Source organism: Maribellus sediminis, from assembly GCF_011799805.1.
In the GTDB taxonomy this organism is placed as follows: Bacteria; Bacteroidota; Bacteroidia; order Bacteroidales; family Prolixibacteraceae; genus Draconibacterium; species Draconibacterium sediminis_A.
Genome location: NZ_WXUB01000001.1, coordinates 1,341,535 through 1,367,884, shown reverse-complemented (window position 1 = coordinate 1,367,884; position 26,350 = coordinate 1,341,535). Strand labels below are relative to the sequence as shown.

General features: G+C 42.7%; 19 protein-coding genes and 2 tRNA genes. 7 read left to right on the top strand and 14 right to left on the bottom strand.

Features of this window, described 5'->3' with window-relative positions; all coding sequences use genetic code 11:
• Positions 1–2: 2 nt before the first annotated feature.
• Entirely contained in the window at positions 3–728 is a 726-nt protein-coding gene (locus HFD85_RS05315; RefSeq protein WP_167605789.1) for an SIMPL domain-containing protein, read from the top strand.
• Positions 729–795: 67 nt separating this feature from the next.
• On the opposite strand, the gene HFD85_RS05310 is transcribed toward HFD85_RS05315, so the two are convergent.
• Positions 796–1,620 carry a glycoside hydrolase family 16 protein gene (locus HFD85_RS05310; RefSeq protein WP_167605786.1) on the bottom strand — a complete coding sequence of 275 codons (825 nt, stop codon included), beginning with the start codon at positions 1,618–1,620 and terminating at the stop codon, positions 796–798.
• Positions 1,621–1,761: 141 nt separating this feature from the next.
• Here HFD85_RS05310 and HFD85_RS05305 point away from each other — a divergent pair, with 141 nt between their 5' ends.
• Positions 1,762–2,376, top strand: coding sequence for a beta-phosphoglucomutase family hydrolase (locus tag HFD85_RS05305; protein WP_167605783.1), 615 nt, complete (start codon positions 1,762–1,764; stop codon positions 2,374–2,376).
• Between the two features lie 10 nt (positions 2,377–2,386).
• Positions 2,387–3,316, top strand: coding sequence for an AEC family transporter (locus tag HFD85_RS05300; RefSeq protein WP_167605780.1), 930 nt, complete (start codon positions 2,387–2,389; stop codon positions 3,314–3,316).
• Here the strand turns inward: HFD85_RS05300 and HFD85_RS05295 are convergent.
• From HFD85_RS05295 to glyA, 3 genes are all read right to left on the bottom strand, one after another.
• Positions 3,308–4,225, bottom strand: a complete 918-nt coding sequence (locus HFD85_RS05295; protein ID WP_167605777.1) for a CobW family GTP-binding protein — start codon at positions 4,223–4,225, stop codon at positions 3,308–3,310. The two genes, HFD85_RS05300 and HFD85_RS05295, sit on opposite strands and share 9 nt — an antisense overlap.
• Before the next feature lie 105 nt (positions 4,226–4,330).
• A complete protein-coding gene (locus HFD85_RS05290) occupies positions 4,331–5,086 on the bottom strand; it encodes a sulfite exporter TauE/SafE family protein (protein ID WP_167605774.1) in 756 nt (251 codons plus the stop codon).
• Between the two features lie 142 nt (positions 5,087–5,228).
• Positions 5,229–6,509 (bottom strand): serine hydroxymethyltransferase, encoded by a 1,281-nt coding sequence (gene glyA, locus HFD85_RS05285; RefSeq protein WP_167605771.1) that lies wholly within the window; start codon positions 6,507–6,509, stop codon positions 5,229–5,231.
• Between the two features lie 187 nt (positions 6,510–6,696).
• On the opposite strand from glyA, the gene HFD85_RS05280 reads away from it, so the two are divergent.
• Positions 6,697–7,176: a DUF3795 domain-containing protein gene (locus tag HFD85_RS05280; protein WP_167605768.1), complete on the top strand. Its 480-nt coding sequence runs from the start codon at positions 6,697–6,699 to the stop codon at positions 7,174–7,176.
• 10 nt (positions 7,177–7,186) lie between these two features.
• On the opposite strand, the gene folE is transcribed toward HFD85_RS05280, so the two are convergent.
• On the bottom strand, positions 7,187–7,900 hold the full coding sequence (folE, locus tag HFD85_RS05275) for a GTP cyclohydrolase I FolE (RefSeq protein ID WP_167605765.1): 714 nt from the start codon (positions 7,898–7,900) through the stop codon (positions 7,187–7,189).
• Positions 7,901–8,095: 195 nt separating this feature from the next.
• Here folE and HFD85_RS05270 point away from each other — a divergent pair, with 195 nt between their 5' ends.
• The 3 genes from HFD85_RS05270 (at position 8,096) to HFD85_RS05260 (ending at position 9,511) form a co-directional block, all read left to right on the top strand.
• On the top strand, positions 8,096–9,031 hold the full coding sequence (locus tag HFD85_RS05270; protein WP_167605762.1) for a glycoside hydrolase family 43 protein: 936 nt from the start codon (positions 8,096–8,098) through the stop codon (positions 9,029–9,031).
• Positions 9,032–9,330: 299 nt separating this feature from the next.
• A tRNA-Ser gene (locus HFD85_RS05265) sits at positions 9,331–9,417 on the top strand.
• A 16-nt stretch (positions 9,418–9,433) separates the two neighbouring features.
• A tRNA-Pro gene (locus HFD85_RS05260) sits at positions 9,434–9,511 on the top strand.
• Between the two features lie 216 nt (positions 9,512–9,727).
• On the opposite strand, the gene HFD85_RS05255 is transcribed toward HFD85_RS05260, so the two are convergent.
• The 9 genes from HFD85_RS05255 to HFD85_RS05220 form a co-directional block, all read right to left on the bottom strand.
• A complete protein-coding gene (locus tag HFD85_RS05255; protein WP_167605759.1) occupies positions 9,728–11,293 on the bottom strand; it encodes a sulfatase family protein in 1,566 nt (521 codons plus the stop codon).
• Between the two features lie 124 nt (positions 11,294–11,417).
• Positions 11,418–13,058 carry a hypothetical protein gene (locus HFD85_RS05250; protein ID WP_167605756.1) on the bottom strand — a complete coding sequence of 547 codons (1,641 nt, stop codon included), beginning with the start codon at positions 13,056–13,058 and terminating at the stop codon, positions 11,418–11,420.
• A gap of 76 nt (positions 13,059–13,134) precedes the next feature.
• Positions 13,135–14,775: a right-handed parallel beta-helix repeat-containing protein gene (locus HFD85_RS05245; RefSeq protein ID WP_167605753.1), complete on the bottom strand. Its 1,641-nt coding sequence runs from the start codon at positions 14,773–14,775 to the stop codon at positions 13,135–13,137.
• 3 nt (positions 14,776–14,778) lie between these two features.
• Entirely contained in the window at positions 14,779–14,913 is a 135-nt protein-coding gene (locus HFD85_RS21830) for a hypothetical protein (RefSeq protein ID WP_277345446.1), read from the bottom strand.
• Positions 14,914–18,054, bottom strand: coding sequence for a beta-galactosidase, LacZ type (gene lacZ, locus HFD85_RS05240; RefSeq protein WP_167605750.1), 3,141 nt, complete (start codon positions 18,052–18,054; stop codon positions 14,914–14,916).
• Positions 18,055–18,077: 23 nt separating this feature from the next.
• Positions 18,078–19,568, bottom strand: coding sequence for a sulfatase family protein (locus HFD85_RS05235; protein ID WP_167605747.1), 1,491 nt, complete (start codon positions 19,566–19,568; stop codon positions 18,078–18,080).
• Between the two features lie 132 nt (positions 19,569–19,700).
• Entirely contained in the window at positions 19,701–21,110 is a 1,410-nt protein-coding gene (locus HFD85_RS05230; RefSeq protein WP_167605744.1) for a sulfatase-like hydrolase/transferase, read from the bottom strand.
• A 102-nt stretch (positions 21,111–21,212) separates the two neighbouring features.
• Positions 21,213–22,928, bottom strand: a complete 1,716-nt coding sequence (locus tag HFD85_RS05225; protein ID WP_167605741.1) for a RagB/SusD family nutrient uptake outer membrane protein — start codon at positions 22,926–22,928, stop codon at positions 21,213–21,215.
• 20 nt (positions 22,929–22,948) lie between these two features.
• Positions 22,949–26,143, bottom strand: coding sequence for a SusC/RagA family TonB-linked outer membrane protein (locus HFD85_RS05220; protein WP_167605738.1), 3,195 nt, complete (start codon positions 26,141–26,143; stop codon positions 22,949–22,951).
• Positions 26,144–26,350 lie beyond the last annotated feature (207 nt).

Sequence of the window (26,350 nt, the reverse complement as noted above, 5' to 3'; positions counted from 1 at the left end):
TCATGAAGAAAGTTGTTTTAATTCTTGCGGTAATCTTTTTTGCTGCAGCTTCGTTTGCACAATCGGCTGAAAAAAGTTTGTTAACCGTTGAAGGAAAATCGGAAGTAAAACTGCTTCCCGAGGAAATCTGGTTCAACGTTATGATGTCGGTAAAAGATACTGATTATAAAACCTGTTCCGATCTCGCGGTGCAAAAACTGGCGGAAATAAAATCGCTGTTTACCGATAATGGTATCGATAAGAACCTGATTAAAACCAACAACTATTCCATCAGGGAAATTCAACGCCATGACCCCGAACTGCGAAAAATGGTATTCGACGGCTACCAGGCTACCGTTCCGCTAACCGTTCGCACCAAAAGGGATTACGACAAAAACGATTTGATCTTCACACTCATTAAAGACAATCTGGAATCGAATTTCAACCTGAACTTTCAGCTTTCGGAAAAACAGATCGCCGAAGTAAAAGCAAAGCTCATAAAGCTTGCCGTTGACGATGCAAAAGAAAAAGCAGGGATAATTGCCGCTGCATCAGGTGTTGAGTTAAGCAAGATCAGTGCTATTCAGTACGGCGAGCCGAATATCATCGGAATTAATAATCCTCCCGCCTTGCGGAAATCAGGACTAATGATGCAGGCTGAATCATATAGTGAAATAATCGATCTGATGGAACCCGACGAGGTAAAAATGGGAACCAATATTGTTATTTCGTGGGAAATCGACCAGTAAGAGTTCTATTCAAGAGTATATCTGGAAAGAGGCCATCCAAACGGACGGGCCTCTTTTTTATTCCAATTCACTTTTGTTTGTATACACGAACATAATCGATGTAATATTTTTGGGGCAAGAGATCGTCGGCTATTCCCTGCTGACCGCCCCAGGTTCCTCCGATTGCCAGATTCAAAATCAGGTATTGAGGTTTATCAAATGGCCAGGCATCGTTACCCGTTCCGTCATCTTTACAGGTAAAATAGAGCTGATCGTCCACATAAAAACGCAATTCTTTCTCGTCCCATTCGAGCGCATAAACATGAAAATCTTCAAACGGCTTCTCAATATCAATGTAACTTCCTCTGCCTGTTCCAATAGAGTGATTGAATTTTTTAGTATGAACATTGGCATGAATCCGGTCGGGATTAAAGCCTACATTTTCCATGATATCGATTTCTCCGCAGTCGGGCCACCTGGTACCTTCGCCGTAACTGTCGCCTAACATCCAGATTGCGGGCCAGGTGCCTTTGCCTGTGGGTAATTTTGCGCGTACTTCAATCTTTCCGTAAAGGATGCTCTTTTTACCGTAAGTTTGTAAACTCGCCGATGTGATTTCATGGCCCTCCCAGTTGTCCTTTCTCGCTTCAATTACCAGACAATCGTTTTCAACTCTGGCATTTTCCACTCTGCCCTTCGTATAATATTGCGCTTCACGATTTCGAACATAACCAACCTCGTATCCCCAAATTTCGGAATCAGGCAAGCCGTCAACATCAAAATTATCTTCCCATACCAGTTGCCATTTCTCCGACACGATATCTTTTTGCTTACCTTTCGGATTATTGCCGGAGCCATTTGCAAATGACAATAAAGTAAAGAATGAGAGGACGAGGAGCAGTAACTTTTTCATAGGATTTATACGGTTTATTGGTTTCTTCAAAGATAATAAATGCAATACATCCATTAAGTGATAATTAAGTTTTTGTAGGAAGCTTTGGGAACAAATGCCATATTTTTGGGTTGTATTACTTTTGAACGCAAACAATTTAAGATGGGAATATCAGTACATTCTGAGGCTAAAGCTTTGATTTTTGATTTAGACGGAACGCTTTCGAATTCGTTGCCGGTGCATGTGGAAACATGGAAACTGGTAGGCGAAAAATACGGATTTGAATTTGATCCGAATATCATTTTCGAAATGACGGGCCGGCCTACCATCGAGTTTGCCAAACGAATAATTGAGCAATACAAGTTGGATGAAGATCCAAATGTACTGGTGCGTTTGAAGCAACAATCGTTTTGGGATCTGGCCCATTTGCTGGAGCCCGTTGCAGAAGTAATCGCCATTGTAAAAAACTACCACGGAAAATTGCCAATGGCAGTTGGAACCGGTGCCAGTGGCCGCAGCGCTGAAGTGCAGCTGAAAGCATTGGGATTGACGGATTATTTCGATTTTGTTGTTTCTGCCGACGATGTGGAGAAACACAAACCACACCCCGAAACCTTTGTACGCTGTGCCGAACTAATGGGCGTTGAATCCCAATTTTGCCAGGTTTTCGAAGACGGCGATCTGGGTATTTCAGCAGCCAGAGAGGCGGGCATGTTTGTGACCGACGTTCGCGAGCACATCAGTTACGGCGAATGGGCGCTGCCCGTTAACAAGTAAAAAGGGTATTATGGCACATTTCCTGCTGGCCCTGAAAACGGTTGCTCCCCTGTTTCTCGTTATTTTTACCGGAACACTATTTTCGCGCAGCAAAGCCTCACACGGTCCGTGGGTTGATGTACTTAACAAGTATGCGCTCTGGATCGGATTCCCGGCACTGGTGATCGCTTCGCTGATGCACCTCGATCCGCAGGGCGAATCCTATACGCAGCTTATTCTTATCAATTCGGCATACATCGCGGGTTGCATGTTGCTGGCCTTCCCCATTGCACGCATCTTCAAATTCTCAAAGCAACTGAGAAGTTCGCTCTTCCTGATTCTTTCGTTTGGTAACGTGGCGTACCTCGGTATTCCGGTTCTGCGTAACAGTTTTGGAGATGAAATTTTGCCGGTGGCAGCCATTCTTTCTTCAGTGTATGTTTTCTGGCTGCTGACGCTTGGGATCATCCTCATCGAAGCAACCGGTGAAGAAGGCATTCAGCCGAAAAAGTTGGTACTTAGCCTGGTCAAAAACCCATTGCTGCTTTCGGTTTTTGTGGGAGTTGCTATTGTTGTATTTCAAATCAAGGTCCCTTCGTTTATCGATAAAACCATCAGCCTTTTTGCTGAATCGGTAACCGCGGTGGTATTGTTTTCGCTTGGAATTTTCCTCGGGCAGAATAAAATTGGCGCTCCCCGTGAGTGGATCCGTGTTTTTGTTTTTGTAGTAATTACGATGTTTGTTTTCCCTTTTCTGCTGCACTTCGGTATTCACACCGCCGGATTAAATGACCTGCAACTAAAAGCTACCATCCTCGACGCTGCCATGCCGCTTGGACTGACACCTTACGCATTGGCTGTTCAGTACAAACTGGAAACAAAACTGGTAGCTAGAATTGTAGTGCTGGGCACACTGCTTTCGGTGATTATTATTCCGTTGTGGATCGCTTTGTTAAACTGATCGGAACTTTACATTTTCCAGTTTCCCGATAAACACAATTTTACTTTCACCGGGCTTTAGGTAAGGATCTCCCTCGATCAATTCGAAACTGCCGCCAACGCCCTGAAGAATGTATTCAAAAGGCTCGTTTTGAAAGTACAGCACTCCTTTTACCCGGTAAATCTCTCGTTTATAAATGTCGATGGTGTATTCCAGGTTACGCATAAACTCTTCCCTGCTCAACAGGTGGTCGAACTTATACGTTTTTGTTTGAATGTGTGTGTGTGAAGAAGCCAAACTCACAAAATCGAAAACCGACCGCTCCTTCTCTTGGAGTTGATCTAATTCAATTTCTTCAGCTTGACCAAATGAGGTAAAATCAACAACAGCAAATGGATTGATAGCGCGAAGTTCAGATTTAATATCAGCTGTAGACCTCTTATCTAGCTTTTCCGATTTATTTACAAGTATAAGGTCGGCCACAGCCAGCTGTTTCATAGTAAGCTCTTTCTCCGGCTGATCCTTATAATGCAAAGTATCCAGCAAACAGATGGTCCCGTTATACTGATACAGTTCCTTTAGTTGCTCGTCGTGAAAAAAAGGCTGGATAACACCGGCCGGATCAGCCACGCCGGTCGTTTCAATCAGCAAATGTTCTACATCCAGAAAACGTTCGGCCAATTCCTGTAATACCAGTTCATATTCATCGGTAATGGTACAGCAAATACAGCCTTGTTTCAATTCGAACATCTGACTGGCATCAACACCTTTTATCAGTTTGGTATCGATAGCCACCTCGCCAAATTCATTCTCCACCAATGCAAATTTCCGTCCCTGGTACTTTTGAAGAAGGTTATTGATAAAAGTGGTTTTCCCGGCCCCCAGAAAACCGGTGATAACTGTGACTGGTATTTTAGTTTTGTGCTGCAAATCGAAACTGTATTTAAAAGTTAATCACCCCTTCCCTTCGGGCACTCCCCTCGAGGGGAGAATTCGCTCCGATGAACGGAGTCTTCGTTATCTACTGTTGTACGCTTAACCAAACAATCCAAACAAATTTAAGATCACAATGATCATGGCCAAAATGAGAACGTACCTCACATATTTTGCACCGCCTTTTACGGCGAAGTTGGCCCCCAGCCAGGCTCCAAACATGTTCCCGGCTGCCAGGATCAATCCGGCTAAAATATCAACCTGCTTGTTGTAAATAAATATCCCCAATGAAAAAACAGTATAAATCAGTACAATAAAAACCTTGATTGCATTGGCCCGAACCAGATCCTGACCACAGCCCAGCACAAGTCCGGCGAGTAAAAAGAAGCCAACACCCATTTGAATAAAGCCACCATACAAACCAATAAAAAAGAAAATTATATATTGTAAAACGGTAGGTTTTGCCAGTGTTGAACCGGCGCGTTCCTTTATCCAAACGTCGGGTTTTAATACCACAACAAGCAACAACAGAACCATTAAACCTGCAATGATATTTTTTAGCAACTCCACATTTATTTCTACCGCAACCAAAGCCCCGATAACCGATCCGATGATGGCAGGTATTGCAAGTTTGTAATCGGTTTTTAAATCGAGCACCTGCTTTTTTCTGAAAGTTTGAACACCGATTACATTCTGCAGCAGAATTGCAACCCGGTTAGTACCGTTAGCCACATTGGCCGGCAAACCCAAAAACATCAACAAAGGAAGTGTGAGCATTGAACCACCTCCGGCTGTGGTATTAATAAAACCGGCTGCAATTCCGGTTCCGATTAAAGCTAAAATAAGGTACCATTCCATAACGAATTGAGTTCAGAGTTTCCCCGATTCGGCAAAGCTCATCGGGATGGATCGGCGGCGTTCGCCAACCTACCAAAAGTAAAAGAAAAACCCTAAGGGTGCAAAGCTCCCTTAGGGTTTTATGTTGTTCGGTTTTTAATTCCTAATACGCAAAAAGCGGATAATCTTTCATCATTCCGTGTACTTTTTCGCCAATTGATTTGATCATTTTATCGTTGTCGATATTGGCAATAGCGTCGTCGATTAGCTGAACGATAACCGGCATCAGGTCTTCTTTAACACCACGGGTGGTAATGGCCGGTGTTCCCACACGCAAACCAGAAGTCTGGAACGGTGAGCGGCTGTCGAAAGGAACCATGTTTTTGTTTACTGTGATCTCAGCATTCACAATGGTATTTTCAACCAGTTTACCTGTAATCTCAGGATATTTGGTACGCAGGTCGATCAACATCGAGTGGTTGTCGGTTCCACCTGAAATAACTTTGTATCCCAAATCAACAAAAGCCTGTGCCATTACTGCAGCATTCTTTTTTACCTGGGCCTGGTATTCTTTGTATTCCGGCTCGAGGGCTTCGCCAAAAGCAACGGCTTTAGCTGCAATTACATGTTCAAGCGGTCCACCCTGTTGTCCCGGGAAAACAGCTGAATCCAGCAAAGATGACATTGTACGTACCACACCTTTGGGTGTTGTAATTCCCCATGGATTTTCAAAATCTTTCCCTATAAGAATGATTCCACCACGCGGACCACGTAATGTTTTGTGCGTTGTAGATGTTACAACGTGAGCATATTTCAATGGATTATCGAGCAAACCGGCTGCAATTAAACCTGCAGGGTGAGCCATATCTACCATAAACAGTGCGCCCACTTTATCAGCAATTTCGCGCATGCGTTTGTAGTCCCACTCACGACTGTAAGCCGATGCTCCACCAATAATCAGTTTTGGTTTGTGCTCGATGGCCAAAGCTTCCATTTCGTCGTAATCCACCATTCCGGTATCTTCTTTTACTTTGTAAGCCACCGGATTGTATAAAATGCCCGATGAGTTTACATGCGAACCGTGCGAAAGGTGACCTCCGTGCGAAAGATCCAAACCAAGAAAAGTATCTCCGGGTTTCAAAATAACACTCAAAACCGCAGCGTTTGCCTGAGCTCCTGAGTGCGGCTGAACGTTCGCCCATTCTGCATCGTAGATCTTCTTGATGCGGTCGATGGCAAGTTGTTCGCTTTCGTCAACAAACTGGCAACCTCCGTAATACCTTTTCCCCGGGTAGCCTTCTGCATATTTGTTGGTCAGCACCGAACCCATAGCTTCCATCACCTGATCGCTGACAAAGTTCTCCGACGCAATTAATTCGATTCCGCTTAACTGGCGTTCGTGTTCCTTTTTTATAATGTCAAAAACCGCAGTATCTCTCTTCATTTTTCCTGGTTTAAAATTTTAAGGCTCAAAGTTAATACATTTTGACCGTGACGAAGAATTGATACACACGTAAATAATGAAGATTTTGTGAACAATTAACGCACACGAAAGCAGCATTCAGAATAAAGTGCCTTAAGGGTAAGTTCGTTTGCAATTGTCTATTAATCAAAAACCAATACTACCAAGTATGAGAACTCAATCTGACCGTCGCCAATTTATCAGAAACTCTTCCATTGCCGGATGCGCCCTACTTGTTTCGGGAAAATTACTGGCCTTCTCTTTTCCACAGGACGAGGTACAAGATCCGAAAAAACTGAATTACTGCGGCTATACCTGCCCCAAAGACTGCCAGTTTTTGGAAGCTTCCCTGAAAAATGATTCAACGCTAAAAAAAGCAGCTTATGATCAGTGGGAAATCAAAGAACGTTACCATGTAGAATTCTCTGCCGACAAAATTTTCTGTTTCGGATGTAAAAATGATGACAAGCCTGCAGGAGTTGTGATGACCAACTGCACTGTTCGCAGCTGCGCAATCAAAAAGAAGTTCGACTCCTGTATTGAATGCAAATCGTTAAAAAACTGCGACAAAGACCTGTGGTTGCGCTTTCCTGAATTTCACAAATCGGTTATAAGCATGCAGGAAAGCTATTTCGAAGGAAAATCCTGAATCGGTAGTTTTACAGATTCAGGTATTTCAGAAATTCTTCGCGTGTATCTTTTTCCTTGAATTTACCCGAATATTCTGCGGTAATGGTCGTGCTGCTTTCGTCTTTGATGCCGCGGCACGAAACACACATGTGTTTGGCGTCGATCACCACTGCCACATCATCGGTCTTCAACACCTTTTTGAGTTCGGCGGCAATTTGTACCGTCAGGCGTTCCTGCACCTGTGGGCGGCGTGCAAAATAATCTACAATCCGGTTGATTTTGCTTAACCCGATCACCTCGCCGCTCGAAATGTAAGCCACGTGTGCTTTTCCAACGATTGGTAAAAAGTGGTGCTCGCAAAACGAGTTCATATTGATGTTCTTTTCCAGCAACATTTCACCGTATTTGAATTTATTGTCGAAAACCGAGATTTTGGGTTTATTCGCCGGATTCAGCCCGTAAAAGATTTCCTGAACAAACATTTTGGCCACACGATGCGGTGTTCCCTGCAAACTATCGTCGTTAAGATCAAGTCCGATTACTTGCATAATATCGCGAAACTTGTCTTCAATAAGCGCTATTTTTTGTTCATCGCTTAGTTCAAATGCATCCTTGCGCAAAGGGGTATCAATTGATGTGGCAACATGATTATCGCCTAAGGTATCGTGATGTTTCCCGTTTGTTTCTTTTCCATTTCTTTCCTTGCTGAAATTGGTGAAAAGTATTTCTTCCCTGTAACTCATTGGATAATTGTATTTCTGTTTCTACTATTTAATACAAAATGAAGAAACAGATAAAACGTACTTTTGTTTAACCTTTTAAACACAATATCTAAACAACTCCATGCCGATAATCTCAAAATCGATAAGGATTAGCTGAATTTCCGATCGTTTCATTGAAACGGAATCCATATTTTTGCTGTAATCAAATTCCGAATTATGAATTTTAAACGACTGCTATTCGTCTTTTTAGTACTGCCATTATTTGGCATTGCACAAAATGATGTGTTGTTTTTCTCCTATTTTAAAGGGAACGGTGAAGACGGGCTGCATTTAGCCTACAGCAACGACGGCTATAAATGGAACACTTTAAAAAACGATGAATCATTTTTAACTCCGGCTGTTGGAGAAAGCGTTTTAATGCGCGATCCCTGTATCATTTTCGGCCCCGACAAACAATTCCACATGGTTTGGACAGCCGGCTGGACAGAAAAAGGGATCGGTTACGCCAGTTCGAAAGATCTGATCACCTGGTCGGAACAAAAATATATTCCGGTGATGGAGCATGAAGCGACTGCAAGAAACTGCTGGGCACCGGAAATCGTTTACGACGATGAAGAAAAACAATACATGATTTTCTGGTCAACCACCATTCCCGGCCGTTTCCCTGAAACCGATGCCATCGGCGACGATGGCTACAACCACCGTATGTACTATGTTACCACGAACGATTTCGAGACGTTTAGCGATACAAAATTGCTGTACGATCGTGGCTTCAACGTAATTGATGGTTCTATATTAAAACTGAAGAATAAGTACGTGTTGTTCTTAAAAGATGAAACACGCTGGCCCGACCCGGAGAAAAATATCCGTTGGGCAACTGCAACTACAATTACCGGTCCGTACTCCGATGCCTCGGAACCAATTACGGGAAACTACTGGGCTGAAGGCCCCACCTGCATTAAATCCGGGGATAAATACATTGTGTACTTCGACAAATACCGTAAAAAAGAAATGGGAGCTGTTGAATCAAGCGATCTAAAAAACTGGAAGGATATTTCAGAAAAAATATCGTTTACAGGAGGTGTGCGCCATGGTACAGTTTTCAAGGTACCTGGAAATATTGCCGCAAAAATCATTGAACAATACAAATGAAAAACGCTGAATCTGCTGAAAAATAAGGCACTACAGAAAACAAGAAATAGCCGACTAAAGGAAGTGTGCTTTTTTCGCCTTTTTTTTCATGAAATTTTTGTCAATGTAAAAACAATTTCTACTTTTGCACGCACGAAAAACGAACAGTAACAACGTTCTTTTGACACTGTGATGAAGTTTTAATGACCACCGCTGAGAGGCGAGGGAAATTTAGCAACTTTAATCATCTTTAGCAGAGATGGATGAGTGGCTGATCCCGAGAATTCGGGATGCTAAACTGCCGCACTTCATTTTAAAAAGGAGAGGTGGGTGAGTGGCTGAAACCACCAGTTTGCTAAACTGACGTACGGGTAACCGTACCGGGGGTTCGAATCCCCCTCTCTCCGCAAAAAAATATAACATCGGGATGTAGCGCAGTCCGGTTAGCGCACCTGCTTTGGGAGCAGGGGGTCCCAGGTTCGAATCCTGGTATCCCGACCACTAAAAATCAAAGAGTTACAAGATTTATTTCTTGTGACTCTTTTTTTTTTGCATAAGATTTGTTTTCGAAAGTTCAAACTTAGGCTGATGATATCAGAGCCAAATTTATCCAAACCTGAATAGCTATCTTCCTAAAAGACACAAAAAAAGTCCATGGTCGATTTGATAATCTTCCCATAGACTTTCTTCTATATCCTGGTTAAAGTGTTCAGAAAACTACTTTAGCTCCACTGCTTCCACCTCCGAATTTGGGACTCCAACAATGGCTGTGTATTCCTTTATCATTTCCTTTAGAACATCAGGATTACCTGCTGCAATATTCTCCTGCTGCCCTAAATCGTCACTTAAATTGTAGAGTTGATACTCAGGTGCGTTACCAATTTCAATGTTTACCGAAGCAATTTTTGCCGGGCCTTTGTATGGCGGAATCATCAACCATTGGCCCTTACGATAAGCTGTCCGCGAAGTGGCTTCCAAAACGAGATCTTCTCTCCCCTTTTCTGATTTTCCAAGAAGAACATCCAGTAATTCCTGGCTGTCGGTGGTGCCTTCTTCTGTTCCGGTAAGTTTTGCCAGCGAGGCCAGCAGATCAATCTGACTAATCAGCGCATCCGATTTTGCGGGCATAATCTTTCCTTTCCAGTAGGTAATAAACGGAACACGTGTGCCGGCTTCGAATAAGCTGTATTTTCCGCCTCTAAGCCCTCCATTCTGATCATGATCGCCAATTCGCTCTACCGCATCATCATAATAACCATCATTCAACACCGGGCCATTATCGCTTGAGAAAATAATCAGTGTATTTTCCAGAATTCCTTCTTCTTCCAGGGTTTTCAGAAATTCACCAATACACCAGTCGGCTTCAACAATCACATCGCCACGCGGCCCCAAATCGGTACTACCTACAAACCGTGGATTTGGAGTACGCGGAACGTGTGGTTGCTGCAAGGCATAGTATAAAAAGAACGGTTCGTCCTTATGTTCCTTCACATAATCCTGAGCTTTTGCCAAAAAATGATCGGCCATATCCACATCGCTCCATTTAGCTTTTTCGCCACCTTTCATAAATCCAATTCGCGGAATTCCATTTACTATTGAATTATTATGCCCGTGGTGCCATTTCATGGTTAGCAACTCAGGATTGTCTTTTCCGGTAGGTTCTCCTTCAAACTTTTTCTCGTAATCCACCTCAATCGGATCGTTCGGATCCAGTCCTTCTACCAGTCCGTTTTCAAGATAAACCGTAGGAACCCTGTCCTGTGTGGCCGCCATAATGTAGGCGTAATCGAAACCAACTTCATTCGGGCCGGGAGAAACATGTTTATTCCAATCAACATGCCCGGTTCCCAAACCGAGGTGCCATTTACCTACAACTCCGGTGTAATAACCCTGTCCCTTCAGCATTTTTGGGATAGTTACCTGTGCCGTATCAATAATCAGCGGTGCCGTACCCGGCAAAATCTTAGCATCTTTGTTTCGCCAAGGATACATGCCGGTTAACAACGCATAACGACTTGGGGTACAGGTTGACGACGAAGCATGTCCGTCGGTAAACATAACACCATCGTTTGCCAAACGATCCATATTTGGCGTTTTAATTTCAGTTGCTCCGTAGGCCCCCATATCGCCATACCCCAAATCATCGAGGTAAATAATTACAATATTGGGTTTTGTTTCCGGTGCTGCCGTTTCTTGCTTCGATTGTGTAGAAGATGTGCAAGCCACGAACGACACCGAGATCAGAAGTAGTACGGAATAAAAAGCAGTTCTGAGTTTATTCATTTTAATAGAATTTTCAGTATTAATATTTTTAAAAACGAAATTCAACATATGCCCATCATTATATTATTTGATCATTTGACAACCAACATCGCCTATCATTGCCCGGATAAATCTTAGAAACTGGCTAATTGACTCTATCAGAAATAATTTTAATAACCATTCCCGGAACCGAGATATCGCCTTTGTCTCCGGCCATAGTTCCTATTTCATCAATCAGATCACCTTGAATTATAAAGCTATTCTTATTTCTCTTTATTTTATTTGTGATATCGATTGCTTTTTTTGACAAAAGATCCTGTCCATAAATCTTAATTTCATCAGGTAAGGTTTCTGAAAATTCGAATGTTAAAGATTCATAGTAACCAAATATACCGATGGGTTTATTAAGCTCCACTTCCTTTAATGTAATATCGGCCTTTGGATGTTGCCAGCTTTTATCGGGTGTAACCCGCCCTTCAGTAGCAATTGCTATAGCACCATTTGGAAATTTTGAAGCCAGTACATAAGGTGGTATTCCTTCGCATTTAACTTCGGGAAGAGCTATATTTCGAGTCATTATTGCAGGAGCACTTTGCCGTACCATCTTTCCGTGTGTCGACTTTAGCCAAGTGTCATTTTTTTGGAAAACAATACTGTCGACAAGGCTTTGGGTCGAAAAATGATAGGTTCCATAACCGGCAACCATTGGAGGTGCAATACGTTGCCATAATGCAAGTCTATCCATTTCATTTAGTCGTTTGTCTACATGTCGGTCTCCGGAAATCTGTAAATGAAAATCTTTTCCATCGTACATTCGCGGGGTATTCATCGGGTGACGTTTAGCTGCAACAAGTAAACCCAAAGCTGCAGCAATGTTACAATCATCCTGAATATTAAGAAAGGCTTTATAGTCATTGTTACCTGCAGTTTGCACTAATATATCATGTACTCTTTGCATGGTAGTTGTACTCACCAGCAAAGGTGCTGCATCATACGTTCTGAATACATCTGTATTTTTGATAACATCCAATGATTTTTCTGCTTTTTCTGTAGTCGAATTTAATGAAGCATTCAATTCCTGAGAAACAGCATTTTGTCCATTATAAACTGAAAGATATGAAGTTAACCCGGGGGTATTCCATTTAGGATTTACCGGTCCTGTACCCGTAATATGCTCCAAAGTCAGCTCAGGATATATCTCATCTTTAATTTTGGAGGCGTAATAATGGGCAATATCCCCTCCATCTATCTTCCAGTATTCAACTCCTGCATATTTGCTCCACTCCACAAATTTTCTCATTTCATCCTCCGACGGATTTCCCCGAACCCACAATCCAAGTCCTTTCCAACCCAGTTCTTTGATATCAAGGTTCATTTGTTTTATTCGTTCCTTTGGATCGAACTTTGCGCATCTGGGAAAATCAAGCGTGTCCATTATTAAGGTGAAAAATGTATTATCCTTGATTCGTTTATCTTGCCAGCCGTGGTCAATCACAAAATAATAGTCGCTTCTTGTTTTCGGCAACATTACCACCGCCATGCCTTGCTCACCAAAGATATTCTCTTCGTTCATTTCTTCTCTTGCTGCTGTATTTGTATAAACAGTTGCAGCATCAGGATTTGTTACTTCCTGCCCTTTTAGGATGAGGTAGTTTTGCCAATACCATGTGCACCAATAATTTGGAGCTGTCCCAACCTCATTCGGGACTAAGCTTTGAATTTTCCGGTTTGTATCGCATCCAAACAAGATTGCTACTAAAAAAATAAATAGAATCGCTTTGTACATGGTAATATTTTGTTTTTAATCTGCTTGTGCCACTCCTTATGAAAATATAAATTAGTTCATTAAGCTGTAGCTTATACTATTTGCATTGAATAGCTCCCAGGTCGGGTAAACCTTCTATTTTGTTGCCAAAATAATCATATTCTACGTCTAATCCGATTGTCAAACCGATCGAATCTCCCGGAATTGGTTCAACTTTTATCCCCTTATCTTTTATAAGGTCAATATTACCTGGAATATAATCCTCTTTATTCAGTCCTCCAGGATTTTTAAATTGGGGGTCGCCAACAATCTGGCCCTCATCCTGAATTAAAACATCAACGGGCCAATTTTCTTTTTTCAGGTATAAGTTGTTTTTAAATACGATATTTTCCACCTGCGATTGCCCCTCTGTTTCCGGCTTATACTGGTCGCCCTGAACTGCCCGGCTTTCGCCTTCGATGCAAAAAATATTATTGGCAATAAGCACTCCGGATGACGCCCGGTCGACTGCAATTTTGGCTACAATATCCTTATTAACGTAAATGGTATTGTTATAAAAATAACTATTAAAAGGCCCCTTTCGCGGTTTGTCGCCATTGTATCCGCTTAGCCAAAATATTTTCCCTTCCTGAAATGCGCCATTCTCACCTTTAACACGATGGCCATCGTTAACGCTGATATTGTATCGATACGCACAGTTATAATTATTGCCTAAAATCTCACAAAATCCACCGGCATTGTTTTCACTAAAACAATATTGAACTACAACATTTTTACAATTAAAATCGATATGGCACCCGGCTGAATCTCCCGGACCATTAGCATTTCTGAACGAATTGTGTTCGATTAAAACATCAGAGCAACCCCAGGTCCACAGGCCACTGCCACGCCCCCACTTTCGTGAATCGTTGTTGCTGCCCGAATGGTCGATATAATTTTTTTGAATGTGTGCATTTTTAACTCCGCTCATCTGCATTCCGGGGCCACCGGAAAATAAAACCCGGTTGCTGTAAAGTTTAACCTCACTGATATTTTGGTTTCGTCCGGTTAATTTAATGCCTGTGTGAGCAACATTGCTGACCTCACAATTTTCGATTACGATACTTTTTATTTCCGCCTTCTCCAGCTGATTAATAACACGAATGCCCCAACCATAGCTTTGAGTCCCGTTTGCAGTGCGTACTTCATCCTTGCCTCTTTTATAACCTGCATCTTCAAAAAAAACATCGCGTATCTTTAGGTTTTTCAACTGAATATTTTCATAAACCCCTTCGGTTGTAGTTGTTACCAACACTCCGCAATGCATATTTTGTCCTGAGTTTCCGGCTTGAATAACACCTCCCCCATTTCCGGTAATTTCAAGATCAGACACAACAACATTACTACAGTTTAGCAGTGTTATTCCATTGGCAAATCCTTTCGCATCAATAACAGGCAGATTCGTATTTTCAGAATATTTGTACATGCTAATTTCTACCAGCGCATCAGAAGTTCCCGAAACATCCTCCAAAACCAATCCTCCATTAAATACAGAACCTGATGCCAACAGAATTTGAGCACCTGGTTTTAGTTCTATTTTAGTTATTCGATCAAAACTTTTCCAGGCAGTTTCCGGTGTCATTCCGTTGTTAGTATCGCTCCCTGTTTCGCTATTTACATAGTAAATTTGTTTCGACTGTTCCTCTTTTGAACAGGAAGCAAAAAGCAAGACAATAATTATTAGAAGAAGTTTATTCATGGTTTAGTGTTTAAAATATTCTGAATCCACACATTCACTCTCTGCAACGGTTTGAATCCGGGCATGCACTTCGGGATGCTCGGAGGCTACATTATGCTGTTCGCCGGGGTCTTTTGAAAGATCATACCGTTTTCTCATTTAATTTGAAATTGGAGTGAAAAATAAGCTGAACTGCACAGCTTCAGGTTTTAGCAAATATTTTTCAAGTGGCAAAGGACCACAACTATTGCCACCAAGGCCTCCCTGACGGTAGTCAATGTTCCAGTAGGTTTTGTTTTCTTTTTGCAATTCGTAAGTATGAACGGCCTCGGACAAAGCCTTTGCACTGTAATGATGCACCGAGGTCTCCAATGGAATATCGCCGGCAACCTGCAATCCAATTCCCTTTGAATCGGTAAGCCTGGCCCAGCGAACATCCGTTTTATTGCCGTTCTCCTGAGGAACCACATAATACGTAAACTGATCATCCACCGTACCCGAATAATTCCCTATCAATGCACCAACTTTTCTGTCGTTATAATTTTCGTGAGGTCCACGACCATACCATTTGAACTGATTAAAAGCATCATTAAAAACCAGCAGGTAACCCAACCGCGGAAGGTTGGGAAGTTCGCCAAACGGCTCCACTTTTGTGTTCATACTGAAAGTACCGTCGGCATAAACCGTATATTCCACATCGTAATTAAATCCCGCTATATTCTCTGAATTCGAAAGAATATTTTTGGTCACAAAAGTCAATTTCCCGGCATTCGATTCTTTGATCTCAAAGCTTTTTACGTCATTTTTCATTTCATTCAATCCGGCGTCGAGCCACAGTTTGCAGGTTCGTTTGTTATTGCCGTCGGGCCAGTATGAGCCGTCGTTGTCGGTGGGTGCACGCCAAACCTGCAGTGTTGGCCCCTGCTGAAGAATTGGTTCTGCGTGGATTTTATAGTCAGTGATAATGCCGTTTTTCTTGTCGAAGGTAAAAACGAAATCATCTCCCGAGGCAGTCACATAATCACCTGTTTCTTCAACACGCAACTTATTGCTCCCTGAATGTGCAAATTCGTTTTTGAAATTCCACTCCTGAAGTATAAACTGGTCGTAAGCAATTTCGAAATTTGACGGCGACCACAGCGTTTCGTCATCCTGTTTTGCGGAAATATTCAACAGGTATTCTTTGCCTTTTTGAAACTGCGAATAGTTAATCGGAATCGTGACATTTTCTGTCAATCCGGGCCCCACATCGTCTTTGAGATTTCCCGAATCAATCGTTTGTCCGTTCTCCAAAACACTCCAGTAAAACGTGATACCATCCAGCGATATATGCCGGTTTTTGTTTACTATTTCCAGGACATTCCCGTTAACAAGCCTGAAGCCAATGTTTTGGTAAACTCTTTTTACTTCAATGGTTTTTGGCGTTACGCTCAGATCGGGCAAGACAATGCCATTCAGACAGAAATTTTTATCATTCGGATGATCGCCAAAGTCGCCACCATAAGCAAAATACGCTTCTCCCGACTGTGTTTTTTGTTCAATGCCCTGGTCAAGCCAGTCCCAGATATGCCCACCAATCAGACCGTCAACTTCTTCAAAAGCATCAACATATTCTTTGAGATTTCCCATGGCATTCCCCATGGCATGAGCGTATTCATTTAAAATAAATGGTCGTGGATCGTCGGAAAACTGGTACTTGTACAAATCGGTTACTTCAAGGTAACGCCCTTGCCAGATTGGCCCGTTTCCCCGTTTCCAACCTCCAATCACATCCGATGAAACCGGATCTTCGGCAAAATGATAATGTGTCGGACGTGTTGGATCGAGCCGGTGTGCTTCTTCGTTCATGGCCACAAAATTCACCCCGTTGCCTGCTTCATTTCCATGCGACCAAAGGATAACGCTTGGGTGGTTCTTATCGCGCTGAATCATTGAACGCAAACGCTGAACATGCGCCTTCTCCCATGCCGGATCTTTAGCCAGTGATTCTGCTCCGTAACCCATGCCATGTGATTCCACATTCGCTTCATCAATCAGCAAAATACCGTATCGGTCGCACAAATCGAGTAAATACGGATGTGGCGGATAATGGGCTGTCCGAATGGAGTTAATGTTATGTTGTTTCATTAGAACCACCTCGTTTTCAAGCCATTCGCGTGTTACAGTTTTCCCATAAACAGGATGATGCTCCACCTTATTCACACCCTTGAAAAGAACCGGTTTTCCGTTCAGTAACAATTGGCGGTCTTTGATCTCGATTTCGCGAAATCCGGTATTACAAGCCACTACTTCACTCAGCTCTTCATCGTCCTTTAAAAGCACACAAACTTTGTACAGGTTGGGTGTTTCGTGTGTCCATTTTAATGGATTTTCAACCTTTGCCTGCAACTTAATCTCACTTGTTTCGCCCGGCTTAATACCGGATAGTTGTTGAGCTGTTTCACCTGCTAGTTCAATTTCGCTTCCACTAACATCCAGCAGCTTAAACTCAACAGCACCGTTCTTAAAAGTGCGCTTGTTGTAATTTTTTAATTTGACAGTTACATCGATAACTGCGTCCCGGTAATGTTCATCCAGGTCGGTTGTCACGAAGAAATCCTGAATCTGCATTTTGGGTGTAGCATACAAATACACATCCCTGAAAATTCCACTCATTCGCCAGCCATCCTGGTCTTCGAGGTAACTGCCATCGCACCACTGAAAAACCTGCACGGCAATCTTATTTTCGCCCTTTTGCAAATAATTGGTAAGGTTGAATTCTGCCGGGGTGCGGCTTCCCTGACTGTACCCCACTTTTTCGCCATTCACCCAAATGTAAAAAGCTGAAGAAACTCCATCGAAATGGATAAAGACTTCTCTTCCATCCCAATTTTCGGGAATAGTAAACGTACGCAGGTACGAACCAACCGGATTGCCATTTTCTCCCGAGATTTTAGGAGGATTCTTGTCAAACGGATAGGTAATATTTGTATAGATGGGTGTGCCAAATCCTTGCATTTGCCAGCAGGAAGGAACCGGGATCTCGGTCCAATCAGAAGCATCGAAATTAGTTTGAAAAAAATCCATTGGCCGGTCATCCACATTGGCTACCCAATTGAATTTCCAGGTACCGTTCAGGAGTTGAACCCACTGTGATTTCATTCCATCCTCAAAAGCATCTCCCACTGAATTTAAGGGGTAAAAAGTGGCGTGAACAGGTTCTTTGTTGATACCGATTACCTGTTCATTTTCCCAATTGGGTTGAGCGAGAACGATCGAATTCAATAATAATAGGGCAAATACAGCTGTAATTTTATCCATTTTTATTGCAATTATGACTGTGGTTAATACTTCCTGCTATTTTCTTCCAACCAATTATTATAAGCGTTTTCAAGCTCTTTTACTTTTTCGGGCATAGTAAGCGCAAGATTATCACGTTCTCCCGGATCATCAGAAAGATTAAAAAGTTTAAGGCTCAGATCATCAGATATCGGTTTAATATAAAAATCGGACGGACGGCCTTTTCCCCACTGTTCGTTGGTATTGGTAAGTTTCCAGTTGCCTTTGCGCACCGCCCAGGTATTTCCCCACCGCCAAACCAGCACACGATCCTGGTTGGGGTGTAAAAGGTCAATTCCATCTATAGTCTCGTCGGTAAGCTCAATTCCGGCGGCATTGCTTATGGTTGGTAAAATATCGGTAGTTGAAACATAATTGGTTTCAACTTTCCCGGCTTTCACTTTTCCCGGCCAGCTTATTGCCATCGGCACCCGAATTCCTCCTTCCCAAAGCGAATATTTGCCGGCAGAAAGCGGAGCATTTTTAGCGCCGGTTAACGGAGAGCCACCATTATCGGAAACAAAAATTATCATTGTTTCCTGATCGAGTCCCTGCTCATTCAGCGCATCCAAAACACGACCGATGTTATCGTCGAGACAATCAAGATTGGCCAGATAAAACTTTCGCATGTCCTCATCCTGAATGGCACCAAGTCGCGTATATTTTTCGTAATAAGCTGAATAAGATCCCGGTTTTTGATTATTAAATGTTTCCATCGAATCGGGTTCATAATTATGGATTGGCTCCACCTGGTATTTGTCCAGGTATTTTTGCGGAACTTCGTGAATTATATGGTGTACCGAGTTGTACGCCAGCGTTAAAAAGAAGGGAGCATCTTTTTCCGATTTCAGGTATTTGATGGCTTCGTTGGTAAAAATATCGGTCAGGTATTCGTCATCAGGATAACTTTTGTAGCCCTTGTTTTCCATTAATGGCCCAAGGTGTGCGCTGGTTCCATTCGGATCGGGTGTGCGGTCAGCGATCTCTTCCGAAGTTAACCAATAGTCGTGAGCATGTGCGCTAAATCCTAGAAAGTAATCATAACCGTGATTTAAAGGATATTCACGCACATCGAATTTATGGTAATTTGTTCCAAAATCAGCTTTCCCAATTCGGGCGGTAGTGTAACCTGCTTCTTTCAAATATTCGGCAATGGTTTTCACATTGTCGGGTAAGCCAGGTCCCCAACTTGCTTTCTCATCCCAACGGAATTGGTTCTTCCCGGTCATTAACCCTGCTCTGGAAGGGCTGCAAACCGGTGCCGTTGTATATGCCTCGGTAAATACCGTACCCGCTTCGGCAAGCCGGTTCATATTTGGGGTTGAAATTTCAGGCGAATGATTTTCAAACGGTTCAAAATCAGCATAGCCCTGATCATCAACAATGATGAGCAGAACGTTTGGCTTTTCGTTTTGATTGGATGTTTTCTGAGAACATCCAAAAAAGTTAGCCGATAAAATAATAACGAGTAATAATTTAGTGAATTGGTTCATCATGTTGAGTTCTGTGTGTTTATAATTTCAAGTATTTATTGTAGCCGATTGTACGTTTAAAAGAACGCTACCGAAAACAACAAATACACCAGCTAATACAATAAGTTTATTAAGGTTCATTTGGTTTAGGTTTTCTTATTCTGTAAGCTTTTCAAATCTTTCAGGATGAAGCTCATTATATTTCTTATCTTGACTCAATCCCATAAAAATCGGATCCTTCATATTTCTGTTCCAGTTCTGAAATTCTTTGGTTAGCTGTAAAACTCTATCTGGCCTCTGTTCCTCAAGGTTGTTTTCTTCCGAAATATCATCAGTGAGGTTAAAAAGCATGTTTTTACTATCAGCTTTTATCAGCAGTTTATCATCTCCCTGACGAACGGCATAATCCTGTGCATCAAATTTTCGCCAAAATAATTGATCGTGTGGTTGCGAATTATTCTCCCCCTTCAGATACGGGATCAAATCGACACCATCAATTTCGTTTTTCAGCGGTATTTTCTTACCGCTCTGAGCGATTATCGTTGCAAAAATATCGAGTGAGATTATGGGATTTTCATATACTTCACCTGCCGGAATCGTTCCGCGCCATTTCATTGCAAAAGGTACTCGTATTCCCCCTTCAAATAAATCGCCTTTTTGTCCGCGCAAAATTCCGTTATCCGAAGCGTTGTGGTTTTCAGGTCCGCCGTTGTCGGATAAAAATACCACGAGTGTATTTTCTTCCAAATTCAGTTCTTCCAGTTTATTTAGTATGAGTCCAACTCCATCGTCAACCGCACTTACCATGGCTGCGTAGGTTTTTCTTTTTTTATTATCAATGTTTTCAAACCTGCTCAGGTATTTTTCGGTGGCCTGCAAGGGTGCATGCGGTGCATTATAGGCGAGGTAAATAAAAAACGGATTGTCTTTGTTTTTTTCGATGTACGAAACCGCTTCACGCGATAAAGCATCAGTCAAATACTCGGTTTCATCTACTCTTTCGTAATTTCGTAGCAGGCGTGTTTTGTAACCGTCGAATTGTGAGGTTGCCTCAAACGGATCATTCAGGGTCAGTTCTTCCGGAAAATATCGGTGACCACCACTTAAAAATCCGTAAAAATCATCAAATCCTCTTTTTAAAGGGTGTAACGATTCATGTGCTCCCATGTGCCATTTTCCAATTGCCAGCGATTTGTAACCCGCCTTCTTTAAGGCATCGGCAAGGGTTTCTTCAGTTAACGGCAATCCCATCCCGGGATCGTTTGGTGCAAACAGCGGATTTCTGCTAAAACCAAATCGGTCCTGATATCGGCCGGTAAGAAGACCTGCCCTACTTGGGCCACAAACGCAGTAACTAACGTATCCGTTGGTAAAACGCACACCGCCTTCCGCCAATTTATCAATATTGGGAGTTGGAATATCGGTGCAACCATTAAAGCCAACGTCGGCATAGCCCATGTCATCCACCAGGATCAGGATCAGATTTGGCGCCTCATTTTTCTCATCACGGGTACACGAAGCAAAAAATACGGCGAACAATACCAGGCAAAAAAGTACTCTTTTCATTTTAGTTTTTTATCAAATATACGGGTTTTAGTACCCTGTTTTATTTTGAAAACCAGGGGCCAATAATATGGCCCCTGTGTTAACTAACCAAACGAAACTATGCTAGTATCCCGGATTCTCAACTAAATTCGGGTTATCGGCAATTCTATCGAGTCCTATTGGGAAATAATAATTTCTTTCGGCAAAAGTCCGGATTTGTCCGAAATCACCGTCTTTAATCTTAAGGGTGTATTTATCTTCGTCAATGTAGTAATCCCATACAACTCCGTGAAAACCTTTTCCGTTGAGTTCATCAACCGCAATACGCCAGCGACGAATGTCCCAGTAATGATGTTCCTCAATGTACAATTCAACATAACGTTCGTTACGCAATTCATCCAGCGAAAGGGTTTGTTTGTCGGGCATTCCTGCGCGGTCTCTAATGATATTCACCAGGTTACGGGCAGCATCTACCTCACCCATTTCAAATTTGGCTTCAGCAGCATTCAGATACATCTCTGCGGTTCTGAATACGATCCAGTCGGTTTCGTCTTCACCCCCGATAGGAAGTTTAATCGCTTCATTTACCCGTTTTTTAATCATCATCCCTGTTTTGATTTTATTACGGTTTGGAGCGGCGTTAGGCCAATCAGAGCCAGCCGGTATCGTTCCTTTTGTGGAAGTATGCACATAAACTGTAGCATCCTGCCAGGGAGTTTCCGGATAAAATGCGCTTGCCAAAAAGCGTGGATCTTTATTTCGAATGATAGAATCCAGCGAGAATTTATGTTTTCCGTCAAGTAAACTATTGTCCCACATGGCTGAAGAGCCATCATTGTATTCGTAGCGCTCCCACGATTCAAGGTACATCCAATTGTTCGATCCCCAGCCCGTCTGAAATCCATCGGGCATACAAACAAAGTTCCAGGAATGGGTTTTTAATAAACCTAGATCGTACACTTCAGCAAAAATTACTTCCGAATTTCCGTCTTTTATGAAAATTTCGCCGTAATTGGCCTGTGGATCAGGATTTTCCTTATAAAGCGGATGCATACCACCATTAATAATGGCCATGGCTGCATCGTATGATTTTTGATAATAGCTGTTGGCTTCACCCGAAGGAATTCCAAGCAGGCCATTCAACTGAACCGTTCCGTATTTCGCAATACTTCCGGCATACAACATCGCACGGCTTTTTAATGCCAGTGCAGCCCATTTTGTAGGACGTCCAAATTCATCAGTTGAATAACTTTCAGGTAAAATGTTAGCCAGGTCATCCATTTCGGATGCTATGAAATCGTAGATCTCTTTTTCAGAATTTCGCTCTACATATAATTCTTCGATAGGCTGGTCAATACTCTGAGCTACCGTGATGAGTGGAACGCCACCGTAACGTTTTACCAGATCGAAATACATGAAGGCCCGTAACCAGCGTGCTTCCGCCGTTTTTTGTTCTATAAGCTCCGGATCGAAAGTGGCTTCTTTAAGCATATCGATGATCTCGTTACACGAGCGAATATTGCCGTAAGGCCAGTATTCTGCCTGACTGTGTGCACCATTTTCATCGATAATTTTCATGGCAGCAGCAAAAGGTACCTGCCAGCCGGCAAACACGTTTGCTTCGCCCGACATTACATGCAACAAGGCCTGATCGGGCGCATAAGTGCTTCCCGACTGAAAGCGGGTGTTCACATAAATTTTGTTTAAGAAAGCGTCCACAAGGACCGGGTCGTTTTTCACTGCATCTTCCGAAATAATGTTTGTAGGCGCAATGTCCAGCAAATCGTTACATCCGAACAGCAATACAAATAATGGTAATATTATGAATATCTTTTTCATGTTCTATACTTTTTTAAAGATTACAAAGTGAGCCTGATACCAAAGGTTACTGTTTTCACCGGTGGGTAATCCCGATTGTTTGCCCCGGTTACTTCAGGATCGAAATTATTTTTCCAGATACCCAGATTACTAAATGACAACATATTTGTACCACTGAAATACAGGATACAATTCGAGAAGCCTGCTTGCTCAATCAACGTTCTTGGAAGTGTATACGACAGATTTATGTTTTTTAGCCGGACATAAGCTGCATCGTAGCTCCAAATGTCAGATGTTTTGTTGTTGTTTGACGTTCTTCCGTTTTGCGTAACCGGAGGAAGTTTAAAATCATCAGGATTAGTAATGTAATCCAGTCCGTTACCGTCCTGACCAACAATTGCACGATAATCGTAATGTTGCGAAAGTGGAATTGATTCGTTAGAGAACGGAGCAGCTGCCGAACCTGCGATGGTGACCATATAATTGGATCCTCCCTGCCATAACATGCGTAAGGAAAGTCCTTTCCAGCTGGCTCCCATATCCATGCTGTACATCGTTTTTGGCAATCCTGATTTCCCGATCACTTTCTGGTCGCGCCAGTCGATGTAATTGTCACCGTTCAGGTCTTTGTAAATGATATCACCTACTTTAATGGTTTGGTTTCCGGCCTGATCCTGATCGACTTCGTAATTATCGATTTGTTCCTGGTTCATGAAGAAACCGTCGGAAACATAACCCCAGAAACGATCGTCCCACTGGCCTTCGTTTACATAGCGGGCATTCCACAATTTATTGAATTCCAATGTTTCCGGATCAAGATCTCCGGTTGTTGGCAACACATCCTCATCCAAATCCACATATTTGCCTCGTGTCCAGGCAAACATCGGTGAAATATCGTAAGAAAAATCTCCGATCTTGTTGGTGTGCGTCAGTGTTAATTCAATACCGCGGTTGTCGCGTTTATTCAGGTTGGTACGCGGTAAACTGGCACCAAAAGTGCTTGGCACCTGTTCGGTTGGTTGTGCCAAAATGTTCTCCCTTAAACGATAATAGTATTCAAGTTCAAACCCGAGTAAGCCATCCCAAAAAGTACCATCCAAACCTATGTTGCTCATTTTCATGGTTTCCCAGGTAATATTTGGGTTGGCCAAACCTGCCGATGCAATTACCGGTGCAGGAGAAGAACCAAATACGTAATAATTGGTTGAAATGGTGTAACCCGATAAATAGTCGAACGACGAAACCGCATCGTTCCCCAGGATACCATAGGAAGCACGTAATTTCAGGTTATTCATTTTGCTAAAATTATCTTTCAGAAATGCCTCTTCCGACAATCGCCAGCCAACGCTTACACTTGGGAAATAACCCCAGCGACCTTCGGGTGGGTATTCGCCCGAAGCATCAGCACGCATGGCCACCTCGGCAATGTATTTTCCTTTGTAATCGTAATTAACACGACCGATAACCGATGCACGCGCACGTTCTGTTGTTCCTACATCTCCATTGGTTTGCAGATTCTCTGCATTGTCTTTTCCTTCTTCTGATGCGTAGATCAGGTAGGGTGCCTCAAACGAAAGAATGTCTTTTCTGGAACCTTGCAAACTGGTCCATTTGTAACTCCACGTTTCACCTACCAATACGGCTTTTAACGTGTGGTCGCCGATGATCTTGTCGTATTGCAGGCTTACCTGCGGCAATAATTCGGTTGAACGGTTGGAATAAACCAACATATTATTGGTATTCTGCGTTCCACGTTTTACCCAGGGGTCATCTCCGGCCTGAGCTGCAAGTGGATTATAATCCCACACATCATAGGGTTGCGACACGCGCTTGTTCCATTTCATGGATTCTTCGTAGTTCAGGCGTGCTTTAGCCACCAGGCCTTTTACAAACGGAATGGTGTATTTCATTTCCAAGGCTCCCTGCAACACTTTATCGCGGTTATCCTGAAAACCTGAAAAATCTTTAAAGGTTTGATGGTAAGGCGAACGTTGGAGGAATCCTGAATAAGCGGCGCGTGTTGGATCCTCTTCGTGATAATACGGGTAAACGGGTTTAGCGGTCTGTAACGAGTTGTACATATCGTCGACACCAAAGTTGGCCTTGTCGAGCCTTGAACTGCGGTAAGCAAAATCAACCGAAACACTCAGGTTTTTCTTGATCTTTGCATCGATATTTGAACGAATGTTATATCGTTTATAATCGTAATCGCCTGATGTAAAAATACTGGCCTGATCGACATAACCTGCCGAAACAAAATACTTGACAGTGCTGGTTCCACCGCTTGCACTAATGTTGTGTTGCTGCTGAGGTGTCCAGTCGCGATACAAAGCTTCATCCCAATCGTAACCATAATAATCACTGTCATCCATTGTATTTATTAGTCTTTTGGAATCGGCATCGTAATGCACATGTGCAGGGCTGTAATCATCAGGATTCAGTCCCGATTCATTCAGCAACTCTGCCCATTTTCTGGCATCAACCAAATCAGGCAGGAATGTAGGAGCTGTAAATGATACATTCCCGTGATAGGTAATCTGTGATGGTTTTTCAGTACCTCTTTTGGTGGTAACCAGAATTACACCATTACCGGCACGGGCACCGTAAACTGCAGCCGAAGCATCTTTTAACACACTCACCGATTCGATATCGTTTGGATCAACCTGACCGAGACTGCCTTCAATCCCATCGATTAACACCAGCGGATTGTCTCCATATCCCCTGATGTTTAATGTGGTTCCATCGGCTCCGGGCAGCCCACTGGTTTGACGCGTGTACAGACCGGATACCTGGCCTTGCAGCAACTCAGTGGTATTGGCCACCGGCCGCTGCAACATTTCCTCAGCCTTAACATTACCCACCGATCCGGTTAAAGTGGCTTTCTTTTGTACGCCATAACCTACCGCAACAACTTCTTCCAGTCCTATTGCATCCACCTGCATGGTTACGTCGATCGTTGTGCGGCCGTCGATCGGTTCGGTTACAACTTTCATACCTACAAAATTGAACTGTAAAGTTCCGCCATCGGGTACCTGAAGTGTATATAACCCATCAATGTCGGTTACCGTACCAATTGTTGAACCGCGAAGAATAACTGCTACCCCGGGAAGCGACTCCCCGGTTTCGTCGGTTACTTTTCCGGTAATTGTTTGTTGTGCCCATGCGGATGAGGCCAGCAAAATGACCACAAACACCAAACACAACTTTCTGATCAGAATTTGATTAGCTTGTTTCATAAGAATGTAATTAGTTATTATTAGAGAAACATAAAAAGTAAAATCACGATTGCGATGAGCATGAGGTAAAGGATGACATTAATAGCACGAAAGGCGAACAGTCCTTTTGGGATGTTTTTTTTCTTGTTCATAAGTTTCGGTTTAGTTTAACTAAAAACTATACTTCAAAACTCGAAAATTTGAACCTTTCAAAAGGAAGCAGCTTGG